Annotated in this window: 9 protein-coding genes; all 9 read left to right on the plus strand. The window is 60.5% G+C overall.

Annotated features, from left to right (window positions below):
- Positions 1-11: 11 nt before the first annotated feature.
- The 9 genes from OQ287_RS08420 to OQ287_RS08460 all read left to right on the plus strand — a co-directional run bounded on the left by OQ287_RS08420 (position 12) and on the right by OQ287_RS08460 (position 11,776).
- On the plus strand, positions 12-1,139 hold the full coding sequence (locus tag OQ287_RS08420; protein WP_265896156.1) for an HlyD family secretion protein: 1,128 nt from the start codon (positions 12-14) through the stop codon (positions 1,137-1,139).
- Positions 1,139-2,665, plus strand: a complete 1,527-nt coding sequence (locus OQ287_RS08425; protein WP_250935221.1) for a DHA2 family efflux MFS transporter permease subunit — start codon at positions 1,139-1,141, stop codon at positions 2,663-2,665. Before OQ287_RS08420 ends, OQ287_RS08425 begins: the two co-directional genes overlap by 1 nt.
- Before the next feature lie 182 nt (positions 2,666-2,847).
- The gene (locus tag OQ287_RS08430; RefSeq protein WP_265896157.1) at positions 2,848-3,387 is read left to right on the plus strand and encodes a (2Fe-2S)-binding protein; all 540 of its coding nucleotides are present in this window, start codon (positions 2,848-2,850) and stop codon (positions 3,385-3,387) included.
- Positions 3,388-3,390: 3 nt separating this feature from the next.
- A complete protein-coding gene (locus OQ287_RS08435) occupies positions 3,391-4,392 on the plus strand; it encodes an FAD binding domain-containing protein (protein ID WP_265896158.1) in 1,002 nt (333 codons plus the stop codon).
- Positions 4,389-6,602 carry a xanthine dehydrogenase family protein molybdopterin-binding subunit gene (locus tag OQ287_RS08440; RefSeq protein ID WP_265896159.1) on the plus strand — a complete coding sequence of 738 codons (2,214 nt, stop codon included), beginning with the start codon at positions 4,389-4,391 and terminating at the stop codon, positions 6,600-6,602. The genes OQ287_RS08435 and OQ287_RS08440 overlap by 4 nt, the downstream gene beginning before the upstream one ends.
- A gap of 48 nt (positions 6,603-6,650) precedes the next feature.
- Complete coding sequence (locus OQ287_RS08445) at positions 6,651-7,310, plus strand: (2Fe-2S)-binding protein (RefSeq protein WP_250935225.1); 660 nt, start codon at positions 6,651-6,653, stop codon at positions 7,308-7,310.
- Positions 7,310-8,314: an FAD binding domain-containing protein gene (locus OQ287_RS08450; RefSeq protein ID WP_265896160.1), complete on the plus strand. Its 1,005-nt coding sequence runs from the start codon at positions 7,310-7,312 to the stop codon at positions 8,312-8,314. The genes OQ287_RS08445 and OQ287_RS08450 overlap by 1 nt, the downstream gene beginning before the upstream one ends.
- On the plus strand, positions 8,311-10,509 hold the full coding sequence (locus OQ287_RS08455; RefSeq protein WP_265896161.1) for a xanthine dehydrogenase family protein molybdopterin-binding subunit: 2,199 nt from the start codon (positions 8,311-8,313) through the stop codon (positions 10,507-10,509). Before OQ287_RS08450 ends, OQ287_RS08455 begins: the two co-directional genes overlap by 4 nt.
- A 253-nt stretch (positions 10,510-10,762) precedes the next feature.
- A complete protein-coding gene (locus tag OQ287_RS08460) occupies positions 10,763-11,776 on the plus strand; it encodes a substrate-binding domain-containing protein (protein WP_265896162.1) in 1,014 nt (337 codons plus the stop codon).
- Positions 11,777-12,090 lie beyond the last annotated feature (314 nt).

A 12,090-nucleotide genomic window follows, 5' to 3' on the forward strand; every position in this document is an offset into this window, starting at 1 on the left:
GAACCTTTCTCATGGCGTCCATTGCAAGAACCTGGATCAAACGGCTTATTATCGCGCTGGTGATTGTTGTGCTGCTGCTGGCCGGTCTCTGGAAGGGGTGGCACTGGTGGCAGGCCGGACGCTTCATCGAGGAAACCGATAATGCCTACCTTCATGCCGACAGCGTGGCGATACGCAGCGAGCTGAATACGCGGGTCATCGGTGTCAACGTTGATCATAATCAGCGGGTCCATGTCGGTGATACGCTGGTGACCCTTGATCCGACGGACTACCAGGATGATCTGGCCCAGGCACGAGCGCAGCTGGCCCAGGCACGTGCTGCCGTCACCCGGGCGGAGCGCAGCATTGAACTGCAAAAGGCGGTGATCGAGCAGCGAAACGCTGATATCGCGTCTGCTGCCGCGCAGTTGAAGGAGGCGCGCCAGACCCTGTCGCGCACTAAAACCCTGGTGAGCAAGAGCTACTCGTCGCGGCAGCAGCTTGACAGTGATCAGGCCGGTTTTGATGTGGCCCAGGCACGCGTCAGCGCCAGCAAGGCAGCACTGACGTCGGCAAGGCGCCAGCTGTCGGTGGATGGCGCCAGCCTGGAGGATGCCGAGGCCAGTCGGGATAACGCCCAGGCTGCCCTTCAGGCTGCGCAGCATCAGCTGGACAAGACCCATATTACGGCACCGTTTGGTGGCGTTGTGGGCAATGTCACCGTGGAGCCCGGTACCTATGCCCAGCCGTCACTGACACTGATGACGCTGGTGCCGGTGGACTCGCTGTATGTAGTGGCAAACTACAAGGAAACCCAGGTGGCCCGCATGCGCGTAGGGCAGTCGGTGCACATCGAAGTGGATGCCTATCCGGATACCGAATTTACCGGGGTTGTCGAAAGTCTGGCTCCTGCAACCGGTGCCCAGTTCAGCCTGTTGCCGCAGGATAATGCCACCGGCAATTTCAACAAGATCGTACAACGGATACCGGTGCGCATTCGCCTGACCGGGCCGGAAAAAATGTTGCCGTATCTGCATTCGGGTCTTTCGGTGGTGCCATCTGTGGATACGCGTGACGAAGGGCAGGGGCTTTATGTTGCCGCCCCGCTGTCCGGGCCGGTGGTTCGTGATATCACGCCTCGGGTTCCGGGCGCCGATTGATGAATACGCCGGTGCAGGAAATGCCTTCCTGGCGCGTGCGGATTGGTTTTGTCGCGGCAGTGTTCGGGATGTTCATGGCCATTCTGGATATCCAGATCGTTGCCAGTTCCCTGAACGAGATTCAGGCCGGTGTCTCTGCCAGCCAGGATGAAATCTCCTGGATTCAGACTGCGTACCTGATTGCCGAGATCATCATGATTCCGCTGTCCGGCGTCATGGCGCGCATTTTCTCGACCCGCACGGCCTTTGTGATCTCAAGTGTCGGATTTACGCTGGCAAGTCTTGGCTGCGCCATGGCCAGCACCATCAACGAACTGATCGTGCTGCGCGCCATCCAGGGATTCATGGGTGGGGCGATGATCCCGATTACCCAGGCCGTCAGCTTCACGATCTTCCCACGTCACAAGATGGGCTCGGTACAGGCCGTCATTGGCCTGGTAGCAACCATCGCGCCATCCATCGGGCCGACGCTGGGGGGCTACATCACGCAGCACATGAGCTGGCACTGGCTCTTTCTGGTCAATGTCATCCCCGGCATTCTGGTGACCATTGGCGTCTGGTGCCTGCTGGATATCGATACCGCTGACAGGAAGGCCATCAAGCGACTTGATGTCATTGGTCTGGCATTGATGGCGCTGTTTCTGGGCACGCTTGAGTTTGTGCTTGAGGAGGGGCCTGATGATGACTGGTTCAGCAACCGGCTGATTCTGGGCTTCAGTGTGGTATGCGCCGTGTCCTGTGTGCTGTTTTTCTGGCGGGCCTTCACCGCCAGATACCCGATCATCAATCTGCGGCTGTTCCGTGAGCGTAATTTTGCCACCGGGGTCGGGCTTGTCTTTGTCATCGGGATTGCGCTGTACGGGCTGGTCTATCTGATGCCGCTGTATTTCGGTACGGTGCGTCATTTCAACAGCCTTCAGATCGGTGAGGTCATGTTCGTGACCGGCATCGCGATGTTTGTCACGGCCCCGCTGGTTGGCAAGTTCAGTGACCTGGTGGATCTGCGCATCCTGATCGGGCTGGGACTGTTGCTGACCGGTATCGGCTCGGTGATGAACGCGAACCTGACGGAGGATTCCGGCTACTGGGAGTTCTTCCTGCCACAGCTGGTGCGTGGCGTCGGCATGATCATGTGCATGGTGCCCTGTGCCCGTATCGCACTGGGCAGCCTGTCGCCCCAGCAGGTCGGTGATGGCAGTGGCATGTTTTCGGTCATGCGTAATCTGGGCGGTGCCGTGGGACTGGCCCTGCTGGATACCGTGCGTGATCACCAGCGTGACTATCACTGGATGCAGTTGATTCCTTCCATCAATCAGGGCCGCGAGGTAGTGGTGACGGAGCTGGCCCGATACCAGCAGCAGTTCACCGGCGTAGTGAGTGACCCCCAGGCGGCGGCCATCAAGATGATTGCCTCGCGGGTGGCCGGCCAGGCAGAAGTGCTGGCCTTCAACGATATCTTCCTGTGGCTGGGACTGATCTACATCGTGGCGTTCCCGATCGTCTTTCTGCTCAGGAAACCGACCTGATACCGTCCCGGCCCAGCCGGGCCTCGCATCCTCTGTCCTGATTGACTACGCTTTTCCAGGGTCTGTCCCTGCCTTGACCGTAGGCGGGCGCAGACAAAACCCCGGGCAGCCAAGGCAGGCTGCCTCAGATTATCCAGGTCCAAATAACAAGAATCGGGCCGGACTCATTGATGAGGAATGTCATGGTAGACACCACCCCCGCGACTGCGGTTCAGCATGCTGATCCTGCAGCGACGCCCCGATTGCATGATGTCGAGCTGACCATCAACGGTCAGACCCACCACTTGTCCATTGAACCCAACGTGGTCCTGCTGGATGCCCTGCGTGAACGCCTGGGGCTGACCGGCGCCAAGAAAGGCTGTGACCATGGTCAGTGCGGTGCCTGCACCGTGCTGGTGGATGGCAGATCAATGAACAGCTGCCTGATGCTGGCCTCGATGGCCGAAGGCTGCGATATCACCACCGTTGAAGGTCTGGCGAAGCCGGATGGCACGCTTCACCCGGTACAGCAGGCCTTTCTGGAGCATGACGCTTATCAGTGTGGTTACTGCACGGCCGGCCAGATGATGAGCGCCACCGCCATTTTGAATGATCCCTCCATTGAGCGTACCGATGCCTCCATCAAGGATGCCATGAGCGGCAATATCTGCCGCTGCGGTGCCTACAAGAATATTCATGATGCGATCAAGACCGCGGATGCGCGTCTGAACGGCGGAGAGTAACCCATGAGAACCTTTGAACTGACGCGGCCGACAGCCATCGGCGACGCGCTGGAGCACCATGGTGCGCGCGATGCCTTCATCGGCGGCGGTACCAACCTGATTGACCTGGTCAAGCTCGGTGTCATGCGGCCCGAACAGGTCGTGGACATCAATGGCCTTGGCCTTGATGACATCGAGACGCTGGACGACGGCCGAGTCAGAATTGGCGCGCGGGTCAGCAATGCCGACCTTGCCAGGGATGACCGCATCATGCGGGATTACCCGGTACTGTCGCAGGCACTGCTGTCCGGAGCGTCCACCAGCCTTCGCAACATGGCTACCACGGCAGGTAACGTCATGCAGCGTACTCGCTGCCCGTACTTCCGTGATACGGCCATGCCCTGCAACAAGCGCTCGCCCGGCAGTGGCTGCAGCGCCCTGACCGGCATCAATCGAAATCACGCGGTACTCGGTGGCAGCGAAGCCTGTATCGCCGTTCACCCCTCCGACATGTGCGTGGCCATGGCCGCCATTGGTGGCACGGTGGTGCTGGAAGGGCGCAAGGGGCAGCGTGAAGTGCCGTTTGCCGACTTTCACCTTCTGCCCGAGCGTCACCCGGAGAAGGAGCACGACCTTCACGATGACGAGATGATCACGCATGTGATTCTGGATGCCCCTCAGGCCGGTGCAGCATCGAACTATCTGAAGCTGCGCGACAGGGCCTCCTATGAATTTGCACTGGCCTCCTGCGCGGCCATTCTGACGCTGGATGGCGATACCGTCAGCAGCGTACGTCTGGCGCTTGGCGGGGTAGCCACCAAACCCTGGCGCGCCCTGGATGCTGAAGCGGCGCTGGTTGGCATGGAAGCCACCACCGACAGCTTTGAACACGCGGCGGTACTGGCGTTTCAAGGCGCTGTTCCGCAGTCCGGCAATGCCTTCAAGGTCACCCTTGGGCAGCAGGCTATCGTACGGTCGCTGCGTGATGCAGCCCGCGCACTCAAGGCACAGGGAGATCGCTCATGAGTACTGCCACAGGCACCCCGAAACCCCGGATCGACGGCGCGCTCAAGTTGACAGGGCAGGCGGATTACACCGCTGATATCTCGCTGGAAGGTCAGCTGTACGGCTATCCGGTGGGCAGCACCATCGCCCGTGGCGAACTGACCGGGCTGGAACTTGAAACTGCACTGGCGATGCCGGGTGTGGTGGATATCTATCACGCTGGAAACTTTGATTCGAGCCTCAGGCATTCGCCCAACAGCTTTGCCGAGGAAAATACCGTCAGCGAACCGCGCCTGCCGTTTGAAGACTCGACCATTCATTATCACGGTCAGTACATTGCCCTGGTAGTGGCCGATACGCTGGAGCATGCCCGCGCGGCCGCCGGCGAGGTGATTCCCTGGTACAGCAATGACCGCCCGGCGGTCATTGACAGCCTTTCCGCCCTGCCAACGGACGATACCGGTTTGCCGGGAGTGCTGCAGGAGGGCGACAGCAACAGCCGCGGTGATGCTGCTGCGGCCTTTGATGACGCCGAGGTTACCCACGACGCCTTCTACAGTATTGCTACCGAAACCCACTCGGCCATGGAGCTGCATGCCAGCACTGCAGTCTGGGCCGGTGATCGGCTGACGGTGTATGAATCCACTCAGGGCGTCGTATTTCAGAAAAACGCACTGGCCGAGATCTTCTCGATGCCTTCCGAGAAGGTCAATGTGATCTCTCACTTCATCGGATCAGGCTTTGGCGGCAAGCTCTTCATGTGGCCACACGCGGTCATGACCGCGGTCGCTGCAAGGCGGCTTGGCAAACCCGTCAAGACGGTCGTGCCGCGTCAGCTGGTCTTTACCTCTGCCGGCAGCCGCCCTGCCTCACTGCAGCGAATCCGAATCGGGGCGCGCAAGGATGGCACCCTGACCTCCATCCGCCATGATGCCAGCAATGAGACTGCCTTCGTCGGAATGCATGACGATACGGTCATTACGGCCACCCCCAGCATGTATGCCTGCGATAACGTCGCCGTCACCAATCGGGTGGCCGAGGTCAATCACGGCATGCCGTGCCCGATGCGCGCACCGGGAGAAGCCCCGGGGCTGTTCGCGCTGGAAACGGCCATGGATGAACTGGCCTGGCAACTGGATATTGACCCGCTGGAACTGCGTCGGCGCAACTTCACTGACAAGGACCCGGCCAGTGATCTGCCCTGGTCGAGCAATTACCTCAAGGAATGCTGGGATAATGCGGCCGAGCGGTTTGGCTGGGAAAATCGCACTGCTGAAATCGGCTCGATGCGTGAAGGGGATGAAGTCATCGGGTACGGCATGGCGACCCAGAGCTGGGAAGCGATGCGCCAGCACTGCTCGGCGCGGGCCACCTTTCTGGCCGATGGCGGCATGCAGATTGCCTGCGGTACTCAGGATATCGGCACCGGCACCTATACCATCGTGGCACAGACTGCCAGCGAACTGACCGGTATTCCCATTGATGACATCGATGTGCGGCTTGGTGATGCCGCCCTGCCTTCCGGCCCGCTGTCCGGCGGTTCCTTTGCCACCGCCACGGTACTGCCGGCCGTCAAGGCGGCCATCGAGGCGGCGGTCAGGAAACTGGCCGAGCGGGTCAATGGTGATGGTCAGGCCTTCGAGGGCGCGTCTGCCGACGACATCACCCTGAAGGACAGGTCACTCGTACAGGGCGACCGCAAGGTGGCTGTCACTGCACTGCTGGATGAGCTTGAACTGGGGCAGATCAGTGACGTGGCATCGACCGCGCCTGGTGACGAGCAGGACCGGTTCAGTTTCCGCTCCTTCGGCGCGGTGTTTGTCGAGGTGCGCTGGGATCCCGGCATCTCGCGGCTGCGAGTGGCTCGTATTGTTTCCACCATCGATATCGGGCGCGCCATCAACCCGATGACGGCACGTAACCAGGTGGAAGGCGGTCTGGTCATGGGGCTGGGCATGGCCATGTTCGAGCAGACCGAATTCGACCATAACGGTTACCTCTATAACAGTAACCTGGCCGATTACATCGTGCCGGTGCATGCCGACATTCCGCCGATCGAGGTCGAGCTGCTGGATCACCCCGATTATCACCTCAACGTGTTTGGGGCACGCGGTGTGGGCGAAATCGGCCTGACCGGTATCGCGGCGGCCATCTCCAACGCGGTATACCACGCTACCGGCAAGCGCATTCGCGACCTGCCGATCACCCCCGAGCGGCTGCTGGCCGACTGAAGATCGCCGGCGGCGGCGCTGTCCGCCGCCGGTGCACCGGAGTTGATCATGACCGAGCATTTCGATCCAGGCACTCAACAGGACGAGACGGCATCGACGTCGCGTCGACATTTTCTGAAAACCGTGGGGGCATCAGGGGTGGCGGCGGCGTCAGTGCCACTCTGGGGCCCGGCTGCCCAGGCCAGGGCTGCTGATGACCCGCCCCCTCGCTCGGATGCCCCCCGTCAGGGCCTGAGCCGCATCAGGCTCAACATCAATGGGCACCTGCATACCGTGGATATCGCACCGCAGATGGTGCTTCTGGATGTGCTGCGTAACGAATCTGGTCTGACCGGCACCAAGAAGGGCTGCGATCACGGCCAGTGTGGCGCCTGCACGGTGCTGGTCAACGGTCAGGCGATCAATTCGTGTCTGTCGCTGGCCATCAGTCATCAGACCGATGAGATCACCACCATCGAGGGGCTTGAGCATAACGGTGAACTGCATCCGGTGCAGGCAGCCTTCTGGGAGCACGATGCCTTTCAGTGTGGCTACTGCACTTCCGGTCAGATCATGAGTGCCGTGGCCCTGCTCAACGATAAGCAGATGGGTGAAAGCGATGCTGCCGTTCGGGAGGCCATGAGCGGCAATATCTGCCGGTGCGGGGCGTACAGGAATATTCTCGCGGCCGTCCAGGATGCCCGACAGGTCATGAAGGGAGGTGCCTGATGCGCGCATTTGATTATACCCGCCCCGGGGCGGTGGACGCCGCCATTGCGACCCATGCCCGGGCGAACTCTGCCTATCTGGCCGGCGGCACGACGCTTCTGGATCTGGCGAAAATCAATATCATGCAGCCCGACCAGGTGGTGGATATCAACGGCCTGGGGCTTGACCACATCGAGCGCCTGAAGGATGGACGGGTGCAGGTCGGCGCGCTGGTCACCAATACGGCGCTTGCCCGGCATGAGCTGATCGAGACGCACTACCCGGTGCTCTCACAGGCATTGCTGTCCGGTGCCAGCACCCAGCTTCGCAACAAGGCCACTACGGCGGGTAACGTCATGCAGCGCGTGCGGTGTCCCTATTTTCGTGATGGTACCTCGCCCTGCAACAAGCGTGATCCCGGCAGTGGCTGTGCGGCCATTGGCGGCGTCAATCGCGAAACGTTTGCAGTGCTGGGGACCAGCGATCAGTGCATTGCGGCTCATCCCTCCGACATGTGTGTGGCGATGGCTGCCATCGGTGCCACGGTCAGCGTAATGGGCCCCAACGGCCCGCGCGATATTCCCTTTGACGCATTTCATCTGCTTCCAGGTACATCGCCTGCGCGGGAGCATGCGCTCGAGCCTGATGAGCTGATTACCCACGTGACACTGGACGCCCCTCCCGGCGGTGCTCGCTCCGGGTATCTGAAGCTCAGGGATCGCGCGTCCTATCAGTTCGCGCTGGCCTCCTGTGCGGCGCAACTGTCGGTGGAAGGTGGCGTGATCCGCGCACCGCGCATTGCGCTCGGGGGCGTGGCCACCAAACCCTGGCGAGCCACCGACGCCGAGCGAATGCTGGATGGCAAGGTGCCCTCCAGGGCGCTGTTCGAACAGGCCGCCAGTGCCGCGTTCAACGGCGCGACCGCGTATGAACACAACGCCTTCAAGATTCCGCTGGGCCGGCATGCCATCATCGCCGAACTCGGCGCGTTGACCGGACTCGAGACGATGCAGGAGGTTTCATGAGCGATCAGACGCTGGGCGCGGGGCCCAAACGCATTGATGGCCGGCTCAAGGTGACCGGCCAGGCGACCTATACCGCCGATCATCAGCTCGACAACAAGGCCCACGCCTACGGTGTCTTCTCGACCATCAGCCGTGGGCGCATCACGGGGCTGGCACTCGAGGTTGCACGCAACATGCCTGGCGTGATCGAGATCTTCCATCACGGTAATTTTCCGGCCCTGCACCATACCCCCTCCTCGATGGCCGGGGGCAACAAGGTCGAGGAAACCCGGCTGCCGTTCGAGGATGAGCGCATCTACTACGATGGCCAGTTCGTCGCGCTGGTCGTGGCCGAACGGTTTGATCAGGCCCGCGCGGCAGCGCAGGCGGTTACGGTGCGCTATGAAGAAGAGACTCCGCGGGCGAATCTTGAGCAGGGCCTGACCGCCCATGGCACTCGCGAGGGCAAGGGCAATCATTCGCGGGGCAATGCGAAGCAGGCCTTCGAGAGCGGAACGCATCGCATGGAGGCGACCTACACCACACCGGTTGAAACGCATAACCCGATGGAGATGCATGCCACCCTGGCCCACTGGCCGAACGGTCGGCTACAGGTCTTTGAGTCCTCCCAGGGGGTGGTGCAGCAAAAGGGGGCGATGGCCAAGATCTTCAATCTGGCGCCGCACAAGGTGGAGGTTATCTCGACCTTCATCGGATCAGGGTTTGGCAGCAAGCTGTGGATGTGGCCACATGCAGTCGCCGCAGCGGCGGCGTCACGGGAAATCGGGCGGCCTGTCGAACTGGTGGTGCCGCGATCGCAGATGTTCACGACTACCGGTCACCGGCCGGAAACGAAACAGACACTGAAGCTTGCCACCGATGAACAGGGCCGCCTGGTCGCGCTGAGCCATCACTCGATTTCGACCACGTCCTGCACCGATCAGTACGTTGAAACCTGTGGCAGCGTGACCAAAAGCCTCTATAGCTGTGACAACGTCTCGGTCGATCACCGCACGACCCAGGTCAACCGTGGTACGCCGACCTCCATGCGTGCTCCGGGTGCGGCGCCTGGGCTGTTCGCGCTGGAATCGGCAGTGGATGAAATGGCGCTGGCCGCCGGTATCGATCCCCTGACCTTTCGGCTCGATCAGTTTGCCGACCGCGATGAAAGTCAGGACCTGCCGTTTTCTAGCAACCATATCAGGGAGACGGCCGAGCGCGCCGCAGAACGCTTTGGCTGGCATCAGCGCAATCCGAAGATCAAAAGCATGCGCGAAGGGCGGGAGATCATCGGCTACGGCATGGCGGCCTGCAACTGGGAGGCCCTCAAGCGTCCCTGTGATGCCCATGTCGCGCTGCGCGCCGACGGTACGGTGTATGCCTCCTGTGCCACCCAGGATATTGGTACCGGCACCTATACCATCGTGGCGCAGACGCTGGTCGAGCTGACCGGGGTTCCCTTCGAGCGCATCGAGGTGGAGCTTGGGGATACGTCCTACCCGAAAGGGCCGATTTCCGGCGGTTCCTGGACCACGGCAACCACGCTGCCGGCGATTGCCGAGGCCACTCGTCATGCCATCATGGAGCTCAAGACCCGCGCCGTACGCTCGGGGGGACCGTTCGACGGCGTCGATGTCGCGTCGCTCAACTTCGAAAACGGCGTACTCTCCCACAACGGTAAACAGATGTCGTTTGCCGAGGTGTTGTCCTCGATGAAGCTCGCCAACGCCGAAGGCGACGCTCATACCGAGGGCGCGGATACCTCGAAGTACTCCTATCGCTCCTTCGGCACCCACTTCGTTGAAGTGCGCTGGGACCCGCTGCTGGCCAATCTGCGCGTGGCGCGGGTGGTCAGTGCCATCGACGTGGGGCGGGTGATGAATGAGAAGACCGCCCGCAACCAGGTCGAGGGGGCGATTGTCATGGGGCTTGGCATGGCGATGTTCGAGCATACCGAGTACGACCCGAGAACCGCCCGGGTGGTCAACAACAATTACGCCGAATATCTGGTGCCGGTGCATGCCGACCAGCCCGAGATTGATGTGATTCTTCTGGACTATCCGGATACCACATTCAACGAGTTCGGGGCACGTGGTATCGGCGAGATCGGGATTACGGGGCTGGCTGCTGCAGTAGCCAACGCGGTCTACCATGCCACGGGTATTCGGGTGCGGGATCTGCCGATTACAAAGGAAAGGCTGATGGCTGGCGCCTGAGCAGGGCAGACCATCAACAGCCGCCTTCGGGCGGCTTTTTCATGGGCTGTGCCTCGGTACGGCGGTCCCTCATGATGGGTTGCTTTCCGATATACTCGAGAAGCGTCGCATTCCCTGTCCCGCCCGGGGCAGGGCATTCGGCGCGTCCCCTGTTGGTCACGACACGTCGTCCGGTTGCCGCTTTTGACGAGCCGGACCGCGGTTGTGGTCAATGACTCATGGATGTACCGGGTGCCGAGGAGAGGGCAATCGTTTGTCTGCAACAATCAAGGATGTGGCGTTACTGGCAGGGGTATCGACCACCACGGTATCGCATGTGCTGAACAAGACGCGCTTCGTGGCGCCGGCCACCCGGGAACGGGTGCTCAAGGCGGCCAATGAGCTGCATTACGCGCCGAGCGCGGTAGCGCGCAGTCTGAAGGTCAAGACCACAAAAAGTCTGGGCATGCTGGTGACGACCACCCTGAATCCCTTTTTTGCCGAAGTGGTCAAGGAAGTAGAACGGCAGTGTTATCAACAGGGGTATACCCTGGTGCTGTGTAATACCGATGGCGAGCTTGAAAAGACCAACGCCTATCTGATGATGCTGGCGCAAAAGCGGGTCGATGGCATTCTGGTGATGTGCTCCGAGTACGATGATTCCCTGTTCAGTGCCGTGATCGGCAAGCGTGACCTGCCCATGGTCGTCATGGACTGGGGGCCTTCCGGGGATTACGTCGACCGCATTCAGGACAATTCGGTAAAAGGGGCCCATCTGGCCGTTCAGCACCTTGTCGAGCAGGGACATGAGGCCATCGCCTACATTGGCGGCCCACTTGAAAAGCTGCCGGCGCGGCAGCGCTACGATGGTTTTCTGGAGGCCATGCACGAGGCCGGTCTGCCGGTGGTGCCTGAGTGGATCATCGAGTCCAACTTCGAGTTTGAAGGTGGCAAGCTCGGCATGCGTCGTCTGCTGACGAGCCCTGCCTTGCCAAGCGCTGTGTTCATCGGGAACGATGCCATGGCGATGGGGGCAATGAGTGAAGCGCAGTTGTCAGGGGTGAGTATCCCGGAGACGCTCTCCGTCGTCGGCTACGACAACTGCTTTTATTCGGCCTATCTGACGCCTCCGCTGACCACCATCGATCAGCCCAAGCGTCGGCTTGCAGAGCAGGCCGTCGCCTCCATGATCGAGCGGATCGATAATCCGCGCCAGAACGGGCGCCTGATCATGCTCGAGCCTGATCTGGTGATACGCTCCTCCGTCAAAACCATGGCTCGCTGTTGAGAAGCAACAGCCCTTTTGACGGATTTATATACTTTCGTAGATGACTATTGGGGAAAATAAATTTATTGATTACAGACCACGATGAAACCCGGGGTTTCAGACCGGAATTCATTATTGATGCCCCGTTAGTTTCTTCAAATTCAGATGCTTGCAACATGTAGCTGAATTACAGATAAAGACGCGCATTCCTTCTTTTTAATGGTTTAAAAACAACAATTTATTCTTTTTCGATGTGCTCGTTGACATCGTCCAGGGCTCTGGCTTAGAAATGGCAGACGTTTTACGCAATCGTTTGCTATTTCCATGACAGGGCC

The organism is Larsenimonas rhizosphaerae, from assembly GCF_026240105.1.
Lineage (GTDB): Bacteria > Pseudomonadota > Gammaproteobacteria > Pseudomonadales > Halomonadaceae > Larsenimonas > Larsenimonas rhizosphaerae.

Excerpts from the sequence above, each read along its gene's own strand:
- OQ287_RS08420 (WP_265896156.1), top strand. The coding sequence starts at position 12 with ATGGCGTCCATTGCAAGAACCTGGATCAAACGGCTTATTATCGCGCTG.
- OQ287_RS08425 (WP_250935221.1), top strand. The coding sequence starts at position 1,139 with ATGAATACGCCGGTGCAGGAAATGCCTTCCTGGCGCGTGCGGATTGGT.
- OQ287_RS08430 (WP_265896157.1), top strand. The coding sequence starts at position 2,848 with ATGGTAGACACCACCCCCGCGACTGCGGTTCAGCATGCTGATCCTGCA.
- OQ287_RS08435 (WP_265896158.1), top strand. The coding sequence starts at position 3,391 with ATGAGAACCTTTGAACTGACGCGGCCGACAGCCATCGGCGACGCGCTG.
- OQ287_RS08440 (WP_265896159.1), top strand. The coding sequence starts at position 4,389 with ATGAGTACTGCCACAGGCACCCCGAAACCCCGGATCGACGGCGCGCTC.
- OQ287_RS08445 (WP_250935225.1), top strand. The coding sequence starts at position 6,651 with ATGACCGAGCATTTCGATCCAGGCACTCAACAGGACGAGACGGCATCG.
- OQ287_RS08450 (WP_265896160.1), top strand. The coding sequence starts at position 7,310 with ATGCGCGCATTTGATTATACCCGCCCCGGGGCGGTGGACGCCGCCATT.
- OQ287_RS08455 (WP_265896161.1), top strand. The coding sequence starts at position 8,311 with ATGAGCGATCAGACGCTGGGCGCGGGGCCCAAACGCATTGATGGCCGG.